At 37.9% G+C, this 20,127-nt stretch carries 15 protein-coding genes; 1 reads left to right on the plus strand and 14 read right to left on the minus strand.

Features of this window, described 5'->3' with window-relative positions:
- Positions 1-25: 25 nt before the first annotated feature.
- From SFA27_RS22555 to SFA27_RS22620, 14 genes are all read right to left on the minus strand, one after another.
- On the minus strand, positions 26-1,561 hold the full coding sequence (locus SFA27_RS22555; RefSeq protein WP_407295070.1) for a YifB family Mg chelatase-like AAA ATPase: 1,536 nt from the start codon (positions 1,559-1,561) through the stop codon (positions 26-28).
- A gap of 232 nt (positions 1,562-1,793) precedes the next feature.
- Positions 1,794-4,094: a multicopper oxidase domain-containing protein gene (locus tag SFA27_RS22560; RefSeq protein WP_407295072.1), complete on the minus strand. Its 2,301-nt coding sequence runs from the start codon at positions 4,092-4,094 to the stop codon at positions 1,794-1,796.
- A gap of 10 nt (positions 4,095-4,104) precedes the next feature.
- On the minus strand, positions 4,105-4,566 hold the full coding sequence (locus SFA27_RS22565; protein ID WP_047376094.1) for a heme-binding domain-containing protein: 462 nt from the start codon (positions 4,564-4,566) through the stop codon (positions 4,105-4,107).
- Positions 4,567-4,568: 2 nt separating this feature from the next.
- The gene (locus SFA27_RS22570) at positions 4,569-5,222 is read right to left on the minus strand and encodes a DUF3347 domain-containing protein (RefSeq protein ID WP_407295074.1); all 654 of its coding nucleotides are present in this window, start codon (positions 5,220-5,222) and stop codon (positions 4,569-4,571) included.
- Between the two features lie 30 nt (positions 5,223-5,252).
- A complete protein-coding gene (locus SFA27_RS22575) occupies positions 5,253-6,137 on the minus strand; it encodes a DUF3347 domain-containing protein (RefSeq protein ID WP_407295077.1) in 885 nt (294 codons plus the stop codon).
- Between the two features lie 940 nt (positions 6,138-7,077).
- Complete coding sequence (locus SFA27_RS22580) at positions 7,078-8,040, minus strand: T9SS type A sorting domain-containing protein (RefSeq protein WP_407295079.1); 963 nt, start codon at positions 8,038-8,040, stop codon at positions 7,078-7,080.
- A 44-nt stretch (positions 8,041-8,084) separates the two neighbouring features.
- Positions 8,085-9,470: a porin family protein gene (locus SFA27_RS22585; protein WP_407295081.1), complete on the minus strand. Its 1,386-nt coding sequence runs from the start codon at positions 9,468-9,470 to the stop codon at positions 8,085-8,087.
- Entirely contained in the window at positions 9,463-10,029 is a 567-nt protein-coding gene (locus SFA27_RS22590) for an RNA polymerase sigma factor (RefSeq protein ID WP_047376083.1), read from the minus strand. Before SFA27_RS22590 ends, SFA27_RS22585 begins: the two co-directional genes overlap by 8 nt.
- Positions 10,030-10,128: 99 nt before the next feature.
- Complete coding sequence (locus SFA27_RS22595; protein WP_407295085.1) at positions 10,129-10,707, minus strand: DUF4840 domain-containing protein; 579 nt, start codon at positions 10,705-10,707, stop codon at positions 10,129-10,131.
- Positions 10,708-10,963: 256 nt separating this feature from the next.
- Positions 10,964-12,379, minus strand: coding sequence for an efflux transporter outer membrane subunit (locus SFA27_RS22600; protein ID WP_407295087.1), 1,416 nt, complete (start codon positions 12,377-12,379; stop codon positions 10,964-10,966).
- The gene (locus SFA27_RS22605) at positions 12,366-15,524 is read right to left on the minus strand and encodes an efflux RND transporter permease subunit (RefSeq protein ID WP_407295089.1); all 3,159 of its coding nucleotides are present in this window, start codon (positions 15,522-15,524) and stop codon (positions 12,366-12,368) included. Before SFA27_RS22605 ends, SFA27_RS22600 begins: the two co-directional genes overlap by 14 nt.
- Before the next feature lie 29 nt (positions 15,525-15,553).
- Entirely contained in the window at positions 15,554-16,666 is a 1,113-nt protein-coding gene (locus SFA27_RS22610) for an efflux RND transporter periplasmic adaptor subunit (protein WP_407295091.1), read from the minus strand.
- A 263-nt stretch (positions 16,667-16,929) separates the two neighbouring features.
- On the minus strand, positions 16,930-17,694 hold the full coding sequence (locus SFA27_RS22615; RefSeq protein WP_407295093.1) for a LytR/AlgR family response regulator transcription factor: 765 nt from the start codon (positions 17,692-17,694) through the stop codon (positions 16,930-16,932).
- Positions 17,691-18,812, minus strand: a complete 1,122-nt coding sequence (locus tag SFA27_RS22620; RefSeq protein ID WP_264518935.1) for a sensor histidine kinase — start codon at positions 18,810-18,812, stop codon at positions 17,691-17,693. The genes SFA27_RS22615 and SFA27_RS22620 overlap by 4 nt, the downstream gene beginning before the upstream one ends.
- Positions 18,813-19,041: 229 nt before the next feature.
- Between SFA27_RS22620 and SFA27_RS22625 the strand changes: the two genes are divergently transcribed.
- Entirely contained in the window at positions 19,042-19,866 is an 825-nt protein-coding gene (locus tag SFA27_RS22625) for a universal stress protein (protein ID WP_407295095.1), read from the plus strand.
- Positions 19,867-20,127: the final 261 nt, after the last annotated feature.

Consider the following 20,127-nt stretch of genomic DNA (forward strand, 5'->3'; position numbering starts at 1 on the left):
TTTCACCAACAGAACTCTGAATCTGTTATCCATTCCAGAATTCCCGGTCCAGACTTCTGTATTGTATGGCTTCGGAAATATGGTGAGACAGTATATTCTCAGATTCCTCAAGGTCAGCAATTGTTCTGGCTACTTTCAGGATTCTGTCATAAGCTCTTGCCGAAAGATTAAGTTTTTCCATCGCCAGCTTGATGAGTCCGAAAGAGTTTTCATCCAATTCGCAAAATTTCTCAATTTCTTTAGGTCCTATCTGGGCATTACTGCTGATATTGAGGCTTTGGTATCTTGCATTCTGAATATCTCTGGCTTTCAATACCCGATTTCTGATATCCTTACTTTTTTCCCCTTTTCTTTTTTCAGAAAGCTGCTCAAACTCCACTTTCTGCACTTCAATATGAATATCAATCCTGTCCAAAAGCGGTCCTGAAAGTTTATTCATGTACCGCTGCATTTCATAAACAGATGAGGTATTGTTTGGATCATCGGGAAAGAATCCGCTTGGGCTGGGATTCATAGAGGCTACTAACATAAAACTTGCAGGATAATTCACTGTAAATCTGGCTCTTGAAATGGTCACTTCCCTGTCTTCCAGAGGCTGTCTCATCACTTCGAGTACCGTTCTTTTAAATTCAGGCATCTCGTCAAGAAATAATACACCGTTATGTGCGAGGGAAATCTCACCGGGCTGCGGATAGCTTCCGCCGCCCACCAGGGCAACATCAGAAATTGTATGATGGGGAGATCTGAAGGGGCGAACGGTCATTAATGAAGCTTCGGTTCCTATTTTTCCAGCTACAGAGTGAATTTTTGTTGTTTCTAAAGCTTCTTTCAGAGTCAATGGAGGTAAAATACTGGGAACCCTTTTAGCCAGCATGGTCTTTCCGCTTCCGGGGGGGCCTATGAGAATGATATTATGTCCTCCTGCGGCAGCCACTTCCATTGCTCTTTTGGCTGTTTCCTGGCCTTTAACTTCAGAGAAATCGAAAGGAAAATCATTAATTTTCTCATGAAATTCTTTCCGGGTATCCAGCGTAATCCTGTTAAGAGGTTTTCCTTCATTAAAAAAATCAATCACTTCTCTTATATTGTCTACTCCATATACTTCGAGATCATTTACAATAGCGGCTTCTCTGGCATTCTGTTTAGGAAGAATAATTCCTTTGAAGCCCTCTTCCCTACTCTGGATAGCAATAGGCAAAACTCCTTTGATAGGCTGCAGGCTTCCATCAAGAGAAAGTTCACCCATAATAATATAATGTTCAATTTCCTCCGCCAAAATCTGATCTGAAGCTGCTAAAATACCAATCGCAATACTCAGATCATAGGCAGATCCTTCTTTCCTGAGATCCGCAGGAGCCATATTGATGGTGATTTTCTTTCCGGGAATTTTATATCCTACATTTTTCAGTGCGGCAGAGATTCTGTAACCGCTTTCTTTAATTGCATTATCAGGAAGCCCTACCAGATGGTATCCTACTCCGCCGGTATCTACATTCACTTCAATTGTTATTGTCTGTGCAGCCACTCCATGAATGGCACTTCCATAAATTTTAATCAGCATGGTGTGTTTTTGAAGTAAAAATAATGAATATACTATTTTGAAAATCTGATATTTACATGAATGATATTCTAGTTGAATGGATATATTGAAAAAGATATTATGAAAAACAGATATTGAAAAGACCCTTCCTATAAAAAAAGAGCAGCTATTAAATAACTGCTCTTTGAATGTATTTCTCATAAATTATCAATTGTTGCAAATTAATTAATAATCCACTTGTAAAGTTTTTCTTTTAATAGGCTAAAGAAATTCCTGCTCCCCATCCCATATCACTGTCATAGTGTGCACGAATACTCACATTTTTATTAAGAATATACTTTAATTCGGTCATGTACTCTTTGTCGGTATTGACCATAAAGCCACCTCTCAATCGTTTTGAGATCGGAATATCTTCTCTCATCAACTGTAAACGAACGATCCCGTCATGGTATACTTCTGCCTGAAAGTTGACCAGCATCGGAAGGGTATATACAAAACCTAAGCTAACTGCTCTTCGGGTATCTTTTTCATTTTTTTGTCCAAAGATATTTTTTTCCTGTTCATCAATTCCCATTTTCCTATAACGCCAGTCAAATCCCACAAACGGCATAAACCACTGCATTTTACCAATATATCTTCCCAAATGGGTTTCTACTTCATATCCATGCATATTATTGTATCCTAAACGCCATTCTGTAGAGAGGTTCCATCTTGCATTCTGAAGCATTGCATCTCCGTCATTTCCATTGGTTGCAAAGTCGTTCTGAATCATGAAATGGGGCATGTTACTTTCTTTCTGAAGCATATTATACGCCTCTTTTTTGTCTGGCAAATAAGGGTTTTTATAATCATCTACAGCGAAGACCCTATTCATTCCTGCCATCATATGATAAAGAATATGGCAGTGGAAGAACCAGTCTCCTTCTTCATTGGCCAGAAACTCAATAGTATCGGTTTCCATGGGCATTACATCCAGTACATTCTTCAGGGGCGACTTCTCTCCCTTTCCATTTATTACCCTGAAATCAAAACCGTGTAAGTGCATCGGATGTCTCATCATCGAATTGTTATAGATCGTGATCCGTAATATTTCACCTTTTTTCACCGGGATTTTATCCGTTTCTGATAAAATTTTGTTGTCCATACTCCATACATATCGGTTCATATTTCCTGTAAGGGTAAACTTTAATTCTTTTACAGGGGCATTTTTGGGAAGTTCCGTGTTATAAGGAGATTGCAGCATGGCATAATTCAGGGTTTTAATATCACCTAAGGCATTAGCATTATACTTGCTGGCATTAGTATCCATGTTCATTTCCTTATCCATTTCTTTATCTGCCTTCATATTATGCTGGCTGTGATCCTGTTTCCGGCTTCCGTCTCCTGTGATTTCAGGATACATAACCACATTCATATCCATTTGGTTGAGGCTCATTTTCATTCCCATATCATTCAGGTCTCCATTCATTTTCATCATATCATTCATCATTTTCATTCCTTCAAAATATTTAAGTTTGGGAAGAGGAGAAATGAGCTGTTTTATTCCATTACCTACAAAGTAGCTTGCAGACTGGGTTCTGTCTTCTGTGGTAGCTAAAAATTCATATGCAACACCATCCTGAGGAATCGTTACTACAATATCATAGGTTTCGGAAACAGCTATGATCAGTCTGTCTACTTCTACAGGTTCCACATCATTGCCATCATTGGCTACAACGGTAATTTTACCTCCGGCATAGCGCAGCCAGAAATAAGAAGAGGCCCCACCGTTTGATATCCTTAACCGGACTTTATCTCCCGCTTTTAGTTTTTTTCCGTTTACGGTTGTTAAATCTGTACTGTTATTTCCATTGATCAGTACTTTATCATAATATACATCACTTACATCCATTGCCAGCATGCGCTTCCACTCATTGGTAAGTTTTGTTTTAAAATGTCCTTCTTTAATGGCTTCCACATAAGACTGCGTAGCATTTTTCTTAATTGCCGCCCAGTCGTTAGCGTTATGCAGCATCCTGTTGATATTATCTGGGTTCAGGTTCGTCCATTCGCTTAAAATAATGGGAACAGTGGGCAGATCATCAATTCCTTTTCTGAAGGTTTTGTCATCTTCTCTTTTTTTCATGATGAAACTTCCATACATCCCAATCTGCTCCTGAAGCCCGGAATGTGAATGATACCAGTGTGTTCCATGTTGAATAATCGGGAAACGATAGGTATAGGTGGCTCCCGGTTTTATAGGCTTTTGTGTCAGCCATGGTACCCCATCTTCTTTATTGGGTAAAAATATTCCATGCCAGTGTAATGATGTGCTCTCTTTCAACTGATTGTGTACCACAATCTCAGCGGTATCTCCTTCTTTAAAAGTAAGGGTTGGCATTGGTATTTGCCCGTTGACTGATATGGCTCTTTTTTCTTTCCCGGCGTAGTTGACCAGTGTATCTTTTACATACAGCTCATATCTTACTACTTTTTGTGCAAAAATACCCTGCCAGCAGAGAAGTATCAAAATTGCCTGAAGTAACCTTATTATGATATTCTGAAGTATATTCATTGTACTATTTTTATTCATAAACTTTGTTCTGCGCGTTTAGCCAATCGGCTATTGTTTTAATTTCATCATCATTCAGTTTTGCTTTCCTGTGCATTACTGTATAGGATGACAATGGCATTTTTCTGTTTACAATCTGTTCTTTTATTGAATTCAGCAATCTTTCCTGCTTTCGGTTTGAGTAAGTATCCCATTCACTGAAATTCAGATCATTTTTTGCGTTTTTAATATGATCTTCTACAAGTATCCTTGCGGGCTGTATGTAATCGTACCAGGCGTAATTGGTATTGTTACTATGACAGTCATAGCAAGAATTCTGAAACAAAGTTTTTACATCAGCCGGCATTTTATAGACTTTAGTAAAATCTTTTGTAACAGCCTCACCTTTATCTGTATTAAAGGCGGGCTGATAAAACTGTATTGCAATAAAAATGAACAGGGCAAATACCAAAATTCTTTTTAGTATCTGCCTCATTTTCAGAACTCTTTTTTCACAGAACCACAACTTAGCATCTGATTTCCATAGTAGGGATTTTTAATTGCTTTGGTTTCACTGATCCATACAGCTCCTTTACCATCATTAAACATCGGGCAATGATCCTGATACAGCTTTTGCGAACTGCCAAATAATGCGATAAGGTCTGAAACATCTTTACTTAAAAAAGCAAGATGTTCCCGCTGATGATCAATCTTTCCTGTATTATCACCGATATGTTCAGCATTTTCTTTAGCATCATCTGCTATTTCTTTATATTCTTTTTGCTTAGCAGCGGGAATACTGTTAATATCAATATTCTTTAAGGTCGTCAGTAATTGTTTAGCTGCACTGGCTGCACTTTTATCATTATCCGCTACAAGTGCATTTTTAAGGGCTAAATAATCTTTAACAGTAGATTCAATGCTAAAATTTTGGGACTGATCCTGCATTTTAGGAGTTTCAGTTTTCTGAACCGGAGCAGTTACCTGTTCTGCAGAAACCACTGAATTATGTTGCGGTAATGTTTTTGTTTCAGATAAGGATGTGCTGTCCTGTACCTTTAATTCACTGTTTTTATTTGGGGATTTTTTGCAGGAAACAACTGTTAATGCAGCAGTTGTTGATATGATGATTGATAAAACTATATTTTTCATTGTATTGATATTTACTTTTAAAGCTCTTTGTTATTTGTTATTGATGGTTTCCTGAACACTTCCACAAGTAAGCATTTTGGACCCATAAAAAGGATTCTTGATGGTCTCTTCTTTACTAAGCCAATTAGCTCCTTTTCCGTTATTAAACATTGGACAATGCTGGTAATACACTGGTTCTTCCTGTTTTGAAACTTTTGCAAGGGCATAAATATTTTCAGACAGAAGCGCAAAAAAGTCTCTCTGTTTTGAGATGTCTTTGGCAGCTGCAATCTTTTCTGCCTGCGCTGTAAGTTCTTTTAAAACTTTCATCCAAACAGTATGTTCTTCGCTGGATAGTTTCCCCATTTCAACATTCTGAATAGCTTTTTCCAAAGAGGCAGCTTTAGTTGATGATGTTCCTGCATCAGTATTTGCAAGAGCATCTTTTAAGGAAAAATAATTGTCGAAAACTGCCTTAAGCTGAGAGTTGTTTTTATTTTCAGTACTACTGGCCTGAGTCATTTTGCTGTGATCATGATCTCCATGTTCAGTATTCATATTCATCCTTTGATCTTTGCTCATACCGGCAGGTTTTAACTCTCTTTTGTATTGGCAGCAGCCTGCTAATTTTTGGTAGGCATCATCTGGTGCTAAGAATTTTTCACTGTCATAGCCGGCTAATGCAATGCGCTTAAGTATTTCATCTTCATTTGTTTTTTGGGCATCATAACTCAGTGCAGCCATTTTTGTGTCTTTATTCCATGTTACGGATGAAATATTCTTTAGATTTCCTGCTTTTTCGATATTGGCTTTACACATATCACAGTTGCCATATATTTTTACAGTCTCTGTCTTTGCGTTTTTTATCTGTGCAAAGCTTATGGTGTATGATAGTAATACAGCAATTACCATCAATATTTTTGATAATGATTTCATTTTTTGATTTTAAAAAATTAATAATGGGAATACAACAGATTGTCCGAAAACAAAAAATTTGCTTTCGACAAGACGTATTTCTGGCTGTAAAACCAGATTGTTATCCTATTTTGGGAGGTTGCCAGATAGAAGAAAAACCTGAAGAATAATAGGTCTGACTAAAACTAAATTTAAGTTTCTTTTCTTCTCTGAAATGATTTTTAATTTTCAGATCGGCCATAACAGGAAGCCCTGCTAGTGAGATCACAGTTCCGCATCGGCAGGAATTGTGTTTACATTTGCCATTGCAGTCACTATGGTCCCTGTCTTTTTTACAAAAACCCGGTTCGCAGCAGAATTTATTAGAAAAATTATTGGTTGCGCACTTATAACCTAAGGTTTCATCCTTTTTTATATTTTTCTTGGTACACGCAAAACCTAAGTTTGGTACTAGGAAAAGCACCAGACATAGGATAAAAATGTGACCAATATGTTTGTTATAAGTTTTCAACAAAACAAAGTTACAATATTTATCATTTAGATCTTTTTATAAAATTATTTTTTGTGAAATTTTCTGCAGAAATCCCAATTATTTATGAAAAAAAATCATATTAAAATGGCCCACAAAACCCCACAACAAAAAACTCTGCCGGTTGTAAAATAAAAAAATCGGCACAAAAAAATTGTACCGATCCAACCATTATTAAAAACTAACGAAAGAGATTATTTCATCTGAATTCAGGATAAAATACCCAATGTGAGTCAGGAAGCGGATGCCCGAAAGAGAGGGCTCCTTTTGGGGTAATTATGACCGTCATTAGATTAACAAGGATGAAACTTTATCTATTGAGCGTAAAGTAAAAAATACTTTAGTTCTTCTTCAATACAAGGAACATCCCTCTTCTGACATCCATTCTTCCTTCCCACAATCAATATTTTAACACATTCAGACTATGTAATCCTATTTTTTTATAAATCTGTTTTTATACTCTTTTCCATCTGCGCTTTTAGAAACAATGATATAGTTTCCTGGCACAAGCTGACTTACATCAATCGCCTGATTGTACTGATGATCATTTTTCTTCAGAACAAGCTTTCCGGACATATCTATAATGGTAACTTCCTTATAGATCTTATCTGATTCTTTACCGATATAAAGATGCTGCGCTGTAGGATTAGGGTAAATTTTCAGATTATTATCCTTACTCTTCACCTCTCCTGTTCCCAGATTATTGCAGAAGTCCCAATTTCCGAAATTCACTTCCACAAAGGCAAACGGATCCAGCATCTGACATTGATCCGGGCAGTATTCTGTACAGGCATAAAACCCATATTTTCCGGAACTTGTCGCAACATAAGTATCTCCTACCACTCCAGGGATGATACAAGGATCTCCCAATACCGGAGGATTACTGCTTGGCACACATCTGAACCAGGTATGTTTGCCATATACAACCGGAAATATATTATCAAATTGTACAGAAGCCCCGTTGCACACATTCACTATTCCCCCATTATCCTGATAAGTTCCGGGAGTATAAGTAGTCATCATTGCCGGCAGACCATAGACAAATCCATCTGCAAATACTGCAGGACTTTCCGCGATACAGTCTCCGTCTGTAACTTTAACTTTAAAATAATTCAGTTGGTCATTACCACTAACGGTTAACTGCTGTGATGTGGCTCCCGGAATGGCTACCCAAGGGTTGTTGTTAGGTGTCTGCCAGGTCCATTCCTGCTTGTACCATTGGTAGCTTCCATACGTCTGTGTGGTAGAAATTATTTCATCTTCCACATCACAGAACAAGATGGTTCCCGGATATTTCTGTCCAAGCCTCGGACTGGTAATTGTAGGGGTACACTGTGCTTTTATATCCAGAATACTGAATAATAAAAACACTAAAAAAATTAGTTTTGTTTTCATATATAGATTATTAAGTGTGATTTTGGTCTTAAAAAGCCTCTACATTAATCCAACAGTACTCTGATCCCGAATTTCATGTTAAAATGAAGCGGTTTCTCTTTATAAATGGTATTAGGAGCATTTTCTTCCTTAAAATGGTATCCTATTCCCGGTTCTGCATAAATTCCAACTTTGTCTATGACCTTCAGCTGAAATCCTACTGCAGTGTTAACAGAAAACTGCAACGGTTTGTGATCAAGACTTTCCTTTGACGTCTCCTTTATTTCATCATTCACTACGTAGGTTGTTGTAACACTTCCCGATACAGGTTTTTCCAGGAGTGCCCCACCTGTAACATATCCTGTAAACCGGCCTTTCTGAATGACATTATAATTAACCTGAACAGGAATTCCTATATAATGAACCGTCTGATCTCCTTTAATATAATTGTTCTCAGTTCCGGAATGCAGTTCAGAAGATAGTTTGGTATAGTTCAATCCCGTTCCTATTCCCCATCTTTTTCCTAAATTGTAGTAAAGTGATAACCCAAATGTTACCGGCACTTTATGCCTGATTCTCGCTTCTACCGGCTGGCTCTGATTGGCAAGCAATATGGCTGTAAGGGGATCATCATGATGCTCGGATGTAGTAAATACCTGCTCAACATTCATTGCTTTTCCAGTAATGGAAGCATAGCCCGGGAACTGCTGTTCTGCAGAGTTGGAAGCAACATTTCCTGTAAGCATACTCAGCATCCACGACTTTTTATCGCGGGATTTTGATCTATTTAGTTTTGTATTTTCAGCATAGATTTCTTTTGGCTTCTCCTCTTTAAAAAGAACCTCATCAGAAGTCTGCTGTTCTGTAGATTCTTTTACTGTATCATCAACAGAAGGGACTTTCTGAGCAATTCTGCTTTCCTGTTGAAAAGATTCTGATGCTGTGGGAAGCTTGAAAATATCCTGGATTTTTTGATTATTTTCCGCTCTTCTCTCAGCATATCTCTGTGCTGTAATTTTCTCCGAATATCCTGTATTTACTATATTGTCTGCTAAAAAATCTCCTGTTCCTGATTTCGGTTCTCCGCCTGAATTATGTTCAGTTTCTATAGGTTTTAAAGAATTTCTTTCCTTTTCGTTTACTATATCTGCCGGTTTCTGAGACATTCTTTTTTCTGTATCATCCTGTGGCAGAATTTTTATGAGCAAAAATATCAGTGCAATGGCTGCTGCAATACCTCCAATCTGATAAAACAAAGATTTTCGGCCTACATTTATTTCCTTTTCTTTCTTCGTAGCACCTTCATGAATTTCAGGAATAAACCCGGGAATGCTGTTATTTTCTTCCCCGGCGAATAGTTCATCTTTGATGTCATCCCACAATCCCTCCGGAACGTCCTCTTCATGGTCATCCATTCTGCTTCGCAGGTTATTTAGCCATTCGTTATTCATATTGTGCTTTTTTTGACATTTTAAATTCTTTTATTTGCTGAACAAGCAGTCCTTTTGCACGGTGAAACTGAGATGCAGAAGAATTTTCTGCAATTCCCAGCAGTCCGGCAATCTCCTTATGGCTTTTTTTCTCGAATACATACAGGTTAAAAACAGTTCTGTACCCTTCAGGAAGAGATTTTATCATCATCATAATATTATCACGCGGAATCTCTTCAAAGTCTGGTTCTTCTTCATTAGGAATATCCGGAAGATCATCTACTTCCACCGCAGATTTAAAATCTCCTTTTTGTTTGATATGTTTCAAAGATTCATTGACAGTGATACGGGTCATCCAGGCTTTTAAAGAACCACTTCCCCTGTACTCAAAAGATTCTATCGAACGGAACATTTTGATAAAACTGTTTTGCAATACATCATGAACATCTTCTTTCTCAGCTATATAACGGGAGCAGACATAGGCCAGATTTCCGGAATAAGCTCCAAAAAGCTCTTTCCAGGCAGCTTCCTCCTTCTTCAGAAGGTGCTTTACCAAAATCTGTTCTTTACTTTCTTCCATATAATGCCGCCATACCCAGTGGGATGTTATAAACTGTCAAGCAAAAATAGATTGCATCTTAGTAATAAAGCGCAATCCATTGATGATAATATCTATTAATTAATTTTTTATACAGAATGGAAAATTATAATCAATTACCTCATAAGGGGTAACCAATGTACCATCTACTGTAATTTTTTCTGCTGTTATAGCATACCTCAGCGTCTGGTCCAATCCTACATAATATCCTTTTTGTTTTGCTACAAATTCTACAACGGTCTTTTTATTCACTCCGTCTACAGGGATCTGAAGTTCCATAACTTTTGGGGCCAAAGTAAGTTCTATCACATTATTTGCAGTGTTAATTACTGCGGCATACTTAACGTCATACTTCACTTTTCCCATTGTCTTCAAGGCTGCTTCTGCTTTTGCCGGGTCCTTCACTACTGTTTTTACAATTTCGGCAACCGGAAATTCAGCAAATGAGATCGTATCTTTTTTTACTTTAAACTCTTTTATTCCTTCTCTTTTACTATTTCCCTGTACAATAACCAGCTTACCTTTATAGTTTCCTTTTAAATCTTCTATTTTTACAGGAGGGATGTCCGGACCATCATTATCGTTACATGAGGATAGAGTAAATCCTATTAAAACCATTAAAACTGTTATAAAAAATCGGGGTACTGTCAATCTTTTCATTGCATTATTTTTTTCGTTAAACATTAATTATTTTCGAGTACTCATCTATATAAATCTCACTTTTCAAAAATCTTGCATCTATTTTTGAAAAAAAGATAAAATTTTTCATAAACCATTGATTTAATGGATATAAAATTTCATCACTTCTCTGCAAATTTCGGACCTGATGTTAAAATTAAATGGTATTTACCTTCAGAAATAACAAAAAAGGAAGCTATATGATGTAGCTTCCTTTATTATTTATCATTTTTACATTTTATTCTACTCCACCGCCCAGTGATCTGTACAGGTCTACTTCTGCATTTAACCTTTCAAGGGTTACATTAATGGTTTCCAGATCATTCTGAAGCTTATTATTCTGAGCTGTAATCACTTCAAGATAGGTTGCCATTCCGCTTTTATACAGCTTCAGTGCATCATTGATTCCTTTGTCCAGAATGGCTGTTCTCTGTTCTAAAAGCTGCAGTCGTTCTGAAGAGCCTTTAGACTTGGCCATGGCATCGGATACCTCTCCAACAGCGGTCATTACAGACTGTTTAAAATTGATGGCTGCTTTTTCCTGTTCAAGCAATGCGGTCTCATAAGCCGTTTTCAGTTGTTTTTTCTGAAAAATGGGAGCTGCAAGATTCGCTGCGATTGCCTTGGTAATAGAGCCCGGGATGTCAAACCATGAACTGAATTTATTGGAATTTACTCCTATCTGCGGGCTCAGGCTTATGCTTGGATACATTGCTGCTTTTGCCAGCCCGGTTTTAGAATTCAAACTGATTACGTTAAATTCTGCCACCTTCAGATCCGGTCTGCGGCTCAGTAGCTGTGCGGGTAATCCTTCTGACAATTTGTTTTCAGGAATCATTGTTTTAAGGTTTCCTTCTCTTTCTATTTTAGCCGGATATTCTCCACAAAGAATACTCAATGCATTTTCCTGAATGGAAATATTCTGTTTTGCCAAAGGGATCAACAGTTCCGCAGTTTTCTTTTGCGCTTCTGACTGCTGAACAGCCAATGAATTAATCTGGCCTGCTGTAAACTGAAGATTCATCATTTTAAGGGTATTGTCACTAAGTTCAATATTCTGCTCAGCTATTTTCAGCTGTTCATCAAGACTGATAAGGTTATAATAAGCCTGAGCCACCTGAACTACAATCCTGCTTTTGATGGCATTCAGATTTTCTTTTTGCCCAAAATATTCTGCTGCAGCGGATTCTTTCTGCATTTTAGCCTTTCCCCAGATATCTACCTCCCAGGAAAGCCTCAGTGCAGCACTAAAATCATCTATGTATTTTGTACCGACAAACTGTTCGTTCAAAGAGCCGTTAAGCGTATTGGTAGAAGCCCAGCTTCTGTTTGCTCCTGCTGTAAGATCTAATGTTGGCATCAGACCCAGCTTAGCCTGTTTATAGATCAGGTCCAGCTGTTCTATGTTTTTCAGGGCTACATTCACTTCATTATTTCTGGAAAGAGCTTTATCTATTAATCCTATCAGCTTAGGATCTTTGAAAAAGGTTTTCCATGGAAGCACTACAGTATCTCCTGTTACCTGTACAGATTCTTTGTAGGTTTCGGGAACCTGAAGGTCTGTTCTTGTATATTTTTTCCCTACGGCACAAGACACCAGAAGTGATGCCATTGCGCCTGAAATAAGGAAATTCTTTATATTAAATATTCTCATTTGTCAATTGATTTTCTATCGTATTATACTTCTTTTTGGCAGAGAATTTCTCATCCAGATATTGAAAGAACATGTATAGTACAGGAATTACAAAAACTCCTAAAACCACGCCGCTCAGCATTCCCATGGCAGCACTTGTACTGATTGATTTGTTTCCTGAAGCCATTCCTCCTGTAGAAATCATCAGCGGAATCATTCCTACAATAAAGGCTAAGGAAGTCATGATAATGGGACGTAATCTCGCCTTTGCCCCTTCCAGTGCAGAATCCAGAATGGAAAGACCTGCTTTTCGCCTTTGTATGGCAAATTCTACAATAAGAATTGCATTTTTGGCTAATAAACCAATAAGCATGATCAATCCTACCTGTACATAGATATTATTATCCAGTCCAATCGCTTTTATTCCTAAGAACGCCCCTACAATTCCCGTTGGGATGGAAAGCATTACGGCTAAAGGAAGAATATAACTTTCATATTGAGCTGCCAGAAGCAGGTATACAAAAAGTAAACACAGTCCAAAGATGGCAATCGTTTGATTTCCTGCGGATTTTTCTTCTAAACTCAATCCAGTCCATTCGTAGCTGTAATCAGACGGTAATTTGCTTAAAGTTTGTTCCAATTTGCCCATCAACTCTCCGTTACTTACTCCTGGCTTTGGAGACACGTTGATATTTAATGAGTTATAAAGATTGTAACGCTGGACAGATTCCGGACCGTAGACTTTTTTCAAAGTAATAAGGGTATTCACCGGTACCATATCTCCTTTTTCATTCTTTACGAAAATATCGTTGAAGGCCTGCTCATCCATTCTGAAAACTCCGTCCGCCTTAATATTCACTCTGTAGAATTTCCCGAATCTTGAGAAATTCTGAGACTGATCTCCTGAGAAATAGGTCTGAACGGTTCCCAACAAGTTTGAAATGCTTACTCCAAGCTGTTTTGCTTTATCTTCATTCACTTCAAGCTCCATCTGAGGGTAATCTGCTCTAAACATGGTGTAGGCAAATGCCACTTCCGGAACTTTCATCAGTTGCCCGATCAGTTCGTCTGCTTTAGCTTTAAGAACCTGAGGATCTCTTCCCATACGGTCCTGAAGTACAATTTCTGCATCATTCGTCATTCCATATCCTTCTACCGGAGGCATTCTAAAGGTCATTACACTTCCTTCTTTGATGACTCCCAATTTTGCATTCGCCATATCTACTACTTCCTGAATATCCTGAACTTCACCTCTTTCTTTTTTAGGTTTCAGTTTAACAAACCCCATTGCATAAGCGGGTCCTGCGCTATTACTAAGAAGGTTATATCCGGTAATGGAAGTATTTTCCTGTACGGCTTCTACTCCTTTTAAGATGTCATTGATCTTGTTGGAAACTTCTGTCGTTTTGGTCAATGCTGTTCCGGGAGGCATGCTTAAAGTGTACATGAAGAATCCATCGTCTTCCATTGGTACAAAACTCTTAGGCGTGCTTGACATCAGCCAGCCTGCAACACCGATAACGGCTACGATTAATCCTCCTGCAATCCATTTTCGTCCTATTAAGAAACGAACTCCTTTTGCATAGCGGTTGGTCATATTATTAAATCCTGCATTGAATGCTAGCGCAAATCTTTGCCCGAATCCTTTTGGTTTTTTACCTTCTCCAGAGTGATTGTTTTTCAAAAACACGGCACATAAAGCCGGAGTTAAAGTCAATGCGTTAACCGCTGAAATGATGATCGCAATGGCTAATGTATAGGCAAACTGCTTATAGAATAATCCTGCAGAACCGGACATAAATCCAATTGGGATAAATACCGCTGACATCACGAGTGTAATGGAAATAACCGCTCCTGTGATCTCACTCATTGCTTTGTGAGTAGCCTCTCTTCCTGAAAGATCTGTTCCTTCCATATTACTGTGGACGGCTTCCACCACTACAATGGCATCATCCACTACAATCCCGATGGCCAGTACAAGGGCAAAAAGTGTCAAAACATTAATCGTAAACCCTAAAACCAGAAGGAAGAAGAATGTACCGATAATGGCTACCGGAACCGCCACTGCCGGAATAATCGTAGATCTGAAATCCTGCAAGAAAATAAATACAACGATAAACACCAGAATAAATGCTTCTATCAAAGTAGATTTTACCTGTCCTGTGGCCTCATCCAATCTTTCTTTGGTGCTCATTACCTTCGTATATTTAATACCCGGAGGGAATGATTTCGATAATTGATCAAGGGCTTTGTTTACTCCTATTTCAATCTGATTGGCATTGGATCCTGTAGTCTGCATAATAGCTACAGTAACCGCATTCTTCCCATTAGAAAGGTTATCTCCTGTATTGGAAATGGCTCCGAATTCTACACGGGCTACATCTTTTAACCTTATGACCTGGCTTCCGGTATTTTTAACGATAATATTTTCATATTGTTCCGGCTTGTTCTTTTTTCCTTTATATCTGATTACATATTCTAACGCAGCATCAGATTCTTCTCCCAATTTACCCGGAGCAGATTCTAAACTGTGGTCTGCTATTGTTCTGGAAACATCTGCCGGTTCAAGTCCGTAGGATGACATTTTCTGAGGGTTAAGCCATATTCTCATGGAATAATCCTTCAACCCGAAAACCATGGCCTGCCCTACTCCTTTCACCCTTTTAACCTGCGGAATAAGGTTGATATTCGCGTAGTTCTGAAGGAAAGTTTCATCATATTGTTTGTTATCTTCAGTATAAATATTGAAAATCAACACCATACTGTTCTGCTGCTTGGATGTGGTTAATCCCATTCTCACTACCTCCTGCGGAAGTATCGGAGTGGCCTGCTGTACTCTGTTCTGTACGTTTACAGCTGCTTGATCGGCATTAACTCCCTGTTTGAATATAATGGAGATGGAGAATGTACCATCATTACTCGCTGTGGATTTCATGTATTCCATGTCTTCCACTCCATTGATCTGCTCTTCCAGCGGCGTTACCACAGAACGGATCACCGTTTCGCTATTTCCTCCCGGATACGACCCTGAAACAGTAATCGTAGGCGGAGAAATGTCCGGGAACCTAGTCACCGCCAGCTGGTTTAATCCTATAATCCCTAAAATAACGATGATAAGGGATATTACCGTCGCCAGTACCGGACGGTCTATTATCTTTTTTAACATTTTTGAATTTTCTAAGAATGGTTATACAACTATTTCAAATGAACTGTTGTCGCAACAACCTGAGCTCCGTCTGTAAGGGCATCAATTCTATTGATAGCGATCTTGTCTCCTGCATTCACGCCTTCTTTGATAAAATAATCCTGAGACGTACTTCCTGAAACCGTAATCTGAGTCATTTTCACCTTATCCTTACCATTCAGTTTATAGACAAAGAATCTGTCCTGAATATCTTTCACGGATGTTTTCGGAAGTTTGACTACTCCATTCAGCTCATTGTGAATCATTACTCTAGCTGTTCCTCCGGCTCTTAATAATTTATCAGGATTCTGAAAAACAGCTTTCATCTGGATACTTCCTGTGTTTCTGTCGAAGTTTCCGCTGGCATTTTCCAATTTTCCTTTAAGAGAATAGGTGGAGCCGTCAGCAAGAATAAGCTCTACATTTTCTGCTGTATTTCCTGATGCAGACGCTTTGCTGTGTGAAATAAAATCAGCTTCATTCATTGAGAAATACACATTAACACTGTTGATACTTGAAAGAGTTGTCAAAGGTGATGCATCTGATGGGCTGATAAGGTTTCCTACTCTATTTGGAATTCTTCCTATGTATCCGCTCACCGGTGCTTTGATGTACGTAAAATTGGCATTGATCTTTGATGACCCTAATGATGATTGTGCCTGTGCTACCTGTGCTGATGCCGCTTTATAACTTGCCTGTGCTGTTTTCAACTGCATATCAGAAACTACTTTTCCTTCTACAAGGGGTTTCAGCTTTTCCACTTCAAGTCTTGCTGTTTCCTGTGCTGCCATAGCTGATTTCAAAGCAGCTTCATTGGTATTCACCTGCTCATTGTACACGGATGGATTTATTCTGAAAAGGGTCTGTCCTTTACTTACATACTGTCCTTCTTTGATATATACGGCTTCCAGATAACCTGTCACCTGCGCTTTAATATCTACATTGTCCTGTCCTTCTATGCTTCCTGGGTATCCTGTAGACACTTCTGCATCTCCGGATTTCACCTGGATAAAATCTGTAGGCAGCGCCTGCTGCATTTGCTGAGTATTTTCCTGGCCGGAACCGCACGAATACAATATTGCTGCTGTAAGTGAGAGAACCAGATATCCTTTTCTGTAATTCATAACATTTGGTTTTAAATTTTACAGGAGCAAAATAACTTCATCTTAGAGTGATATTCATTCAGAAGTTGGGTGAAGCGTCGTTAATCGCAGGTGAAGCGTATGATACCAAAAATGAAAAGAAAACGGCTGTTTTTCCTTATAATTGTGATAAAAAAGAGATTTTCCGGAAAAATAAGTGTTAAATCACTAAATAATATCTCTCACAGGTAAAACAAAAAAAGATTGCTTTGTGTAAAAGCAATCTCGTTTGTATTTTTATGAAATTAATAATCCATCCAGGATTTGAAAATGGAAGCTTTTTCCCGGCTTACAATGATTTCCATATCAGGCTGATTTCTGAGTTCCAGCTTCAGCTTTCCATTAAAATGATTAAAAATCTGCTTTACAGAATTGATGTGAATGATAACCTGTCTGTTAGCCCGGAAAAAGAATTTGGGATCCAACTGTTTTTCAAGCTCTTCCAGTGTTTGTGGAACATTTTCTACCACTCCGTTATTCAGCATGGCTTTACTGATTCCCAACTCGGTATAAAAGTATAAGATGTCTTCTGCCAGAACCGTTTTATATCCATCTCTATGAGCTATGAGAAAGCGTTTTCTGTAATCTTTCGGCTGGAGATAATTCAGCAGCCCTTCGATAGCTGTTCCTACTACCGGAACGGCTTCCATAAAAGTTTCGTAACGTTTTAAAGCAGCCTCCAGCTCTTCTTCCTCGATAGGTTTCAGAAGATAATCTACACTGTTGTATTTGAATGCCTGCACGGCATATTCATCGTATGCTGTGGTGAATATGACTGCACTTTTAATTTCATGTTTGTTAAAGATTTCAAAGCTGAGTCCATCTGCAAGGCGCACATCCATCATAATGACATCCGGAACGACATTATTTTCCAGCCAATGTACCGTTGAGGTAATTGAGTCTTCTACAGACAGGATTTCGATATGGGGTCTTAATTTCAACAACAGCCTTTTTAATCTATCTGCATTAGGTCTTTCGTCTTCAACTATTAAAACTTTATTAATCTTCATATCAATGGGAGTTTTACAATAAATTTATCTTCAGTTTTTTCAATCACAGGCTTAGGATATCCAAGGATTTCGTAACGTGCAATGATATTGGTAAGTCCTACTCCTGAGGAATCCGGCTTATTGATCAAAGGCAGAAATGTATTAGAAACAACCAATTCTCCTTCAGTGTTTGTATAAATATGGATTTCCAGAGGATTTGCTTTAGAGGTCTGGTTATGCTTAATGGCATTTTCAACCAATAATTGTAAAGACAGCGGAAGAGTAAATCTGGATCTGTACTCTTCCTGAATATCTATTTTGAATATAACACCTTCGCCAATTCTTTTTTCAATCAGAAAGATGTAGGATTCTAAAAATTTGAGCTCCTCTTCTAATGCAATAATATCTTTTTTGGAATTGACTAACAGGTACCTGTATACTCTCGCAAATTTTTCGGAATAATCATACCCTAGCTGCTGATCTTCCAGGATGAGTTCTGACAACACACTTAAGTTATTGAAAATAAAATGAGGATCTATCTGAAGCTTAAGTGCCTGAAGTTCAGCCGCCATAGCTACCTGTTTGTGTTTGGAAGCCCTCAGTTTATGCTGGGCAGCTTCTACTGCTGTTTTTTTCCAGTTTTCAAGTAAATAATCCACGGTATTAAAAGCACTGATAATCAATGATATTATAATATTAGTTGCAATCCACTGCCCAAGAAGTGTATATTCTCTCCGGGAATCCATATCAGGTAATGTCACAGAGGTACAGGAACCTACAATTCCATTGATAATAATCACAATCATGACACTTCCCACAATTTGCAGTAAGCATTGGATGAGCAGTCGCTTTACAGTTCTGTCTCTCCAGGGAAGCAGTTTATTGAGCGTTCTGTCTATAAATATACTTACCTCTGAAATAATGATGGAAAAAAAGACAATCCAGGTGCCATCTTCCAGAATCATCTTCAGCGGACCATTCAGATATTCTTTCCAAACAGGGTCAAAGGGATCAATAAGGTAGGAAAAAACACAGAAAGTAACCACTGCCAGTGCCCAGATCACGAGCCTTCTTTTCATGGTGGAAAGAATCTTCTTATTCCGTACTATATTTTTTCTGATGGAAGAAATCCTATTCATATCAGGGACTTTGTGAATGTAAATATAGAAATAGATTTTATATGAGTATCCTCTATTTTAGACGAGACCGCCAAAACAGTACCTGAAACGTAAAATAGGAACGTTAAAATGGATGTGACGGTTCATCACCTGAAAAAGACATTTCATCATCATTTTATGCAATGTCACCCTATTTTTAGGGCAAGGCAACTGCCATCTATCCTAGTTTTGCAGTATTAAATCCGGAACAATGAAAACAATAATTGTCTGCACAGATTTTTCATACGAAGCCGAAAATGCGACTCATTATGCAGCATCTATGGCTAAAGAAAATAATTACAGGATTATCCTTTTTAATCTGCAAACCGTTTCTATTCATGCTTTGAATGCACAAGCCTCTGCTGATTTTTTCTACACCCAAACGCTTAAAAATCAGAAAAAACTGGAAGATAAAGCAACCGAACTTAATACTATGTATGCTATAGAGACCGGGCATCATCTGGCTTCCGGTAATTTTATTGAAGAGCTTGAAAATTGTATACAACTCAACGAATGCGATTTTGTAGTGATGGGAATGGCAGAAAAAACGCTTGAGCAAAAGTTGTTAGGAAATAGCGTTACAAGGGCCATTCATAGGGTTAAAAAGCCCATCTTAATTATTCCCGCTCACATCGAATATACTGGAATCCGGAAGATTCTTTTTGCTTATGATACTCACAAAAGTATGACCTGGTCTGCAATGAACGATATTTATTATTTTATTAATGAATTTAATGCTGAAGTTGAGGTATTCAATGTAAGTGAAAGTTTGGAGGATTTTGCAGAGGTTATTCATGATATTGACCTGAATTCCGGATATAATCTGGATGATATTAAGTATAGTTTTAAAATGATTCAATCTATCGAAGTCATTAAAGCAATTGAAGAAGAAATCAGGCTGACGAGCCCGGATCTGCTGACTATGGTTCCCTACAAATATAATCTTGTGGAGTCTCTTTTTCATCGCAGTAAAACAGCTATTATGGCCTATAAAAATAAGATACCATTACTGTCAATTCCCTTAAACATAGATTAAGAATCAATAAAAATCTGTTCATATTTGAATTATCCTTTTTGCCTTTAAGGGCTAAATTTTACACTTAATCTTGTTTGACAGGACCGGAAATTTCTTTCCGGTCCTGTTTTTCATACTCAGTTTCGGAATCAAAAATGAATTACCATTTTAATAATCATAATTAATATTTTTTTAAAAAAACAAAAACAAACTGATAATTTAAATTCACATGAATATAAAAAAGCCGTAAATTTAGTAAAGGATAAAAAAACAGTGTTTTCC

The sequence above is a fragment of the Chryseobacterium sp. HR92 genome, from assembly GCF_045689405.1.
Taxonomy (GTDB): domain Bacteria; phylum Bacteroidota; class Bacteroidia; order Flavobacteriales; family Weeksellaceae; genus Chryseobacterium; species Chryseobacterium viscerum_A.

Excerpts from the sequence above, each read along its gene's own strand:
- SFA27_RS22555 (WP_407295070.1), bottom strand. The coding sequence starts at position 1,561 with ATGCTGATTAAAATTTATGGAAGTGCCATTCATGGAGTGGCTGCACAG.
- SFA27_RS22560 (WP_407295072.1), bottom strand. The coding sequence starts at position 4,094 with ATGAATATACTTCAGAATATCATAATAAGGTTACTTCAGGCAATTTTG.
- SFA27_RS22565 (WP_047376094.1), bottom strand. The coding sequence starts at position 4,566 with ATGAGGCAGATACTAAAAAGAATTTTGGTATTTGCCCTGTTCATTTTT.
- SFA27_RS22570 (WP_407295074.1), bottom strand. The coding sequence starts at position 5,222 with ATGAAAAATATAGTTTTATCAATCATCATATCAACAACTGCTGCATTA.
- SFA27_RS22575 (WP_407295077.1), bottom strand. The coding sequence starts at position 6,137 with ATGAAATCATTATCAAAAATATTGATGGTAATTGCTGTATTACTATCA.
- SFA27_RS22580 (WP_407295079.1), bottom strand. The coding sequence starts at position 8,040 with ATGAAAACAAAACTAATTTTTTTAGTGTTTTTATTATTCAGTATTCTG.
- SFA27_RS22585 (WP_407295081.1), bottom strand. The coding sequence starts at position 9,470 with ATGAATAACGAATGGCTAAATAACCTGCGAAGCAGAATGGATGACCAT.
- SFA27_RS22590 (WP_047376083.1), bottom strand. The coding sequence starts at position 10,029 with ATGGAAGAAAGTAAAGAACAGATTTTGGTAAAGCACCTTCTGAAGAAG.
- SFA27_RS22595 (WP_407295085.1), bottom strand. The coding sequence starts at position 10,707 with ATGAAAAGATTGACAGTACCCCGATTTTTTATAACAGTTTTAATGGTT.
- SFA27_RS22600 (WP_407295087.1), bottom strand. The coding sequence starts at position 12,379 with ATGAGAATATTTAATATAAAGAATTTCCTTATTTCAGGCGCAATGGCA.
- SFA27_RS22605 (WP_407295089.1), bottom strand. The coding sequence starts at position 15,524 with ATGTTAAAAAAGATAATAGACCGTCCGGTACTGGCGACGGTAATATCC.
- SFA27_RS22610 (WP_407295091.1), bottom strand. The coding sequence starts at position 16,666 with ATGAATTACAGAAAAGGATATCTGGTTCTCTCACTTACAGCAGCAATA.
- SFA27_RS22615 (WP_407295093.1), bottom strand. The coding sequence starts at position 17,694 with ATGAAGATTAATAAAGTTTTAATAGTTGAAGACGAAAGACCTAATGCA.
- SFA27_RS22620 (WP_264518935.1), bottom strand. The coding sequence starts at position 18,812 with ATGAATAGGATTTCTTCCATCAGAAAAAATATAGTACGGAATAAGAAG.
- SFA27_RS22625 (WP_407295095.1), top strand. The coding sequence starts at position 19,042 with ATGAAAACAATAATTGTCTGCACAGATTTTTCATACGAAGCCGAAAAT.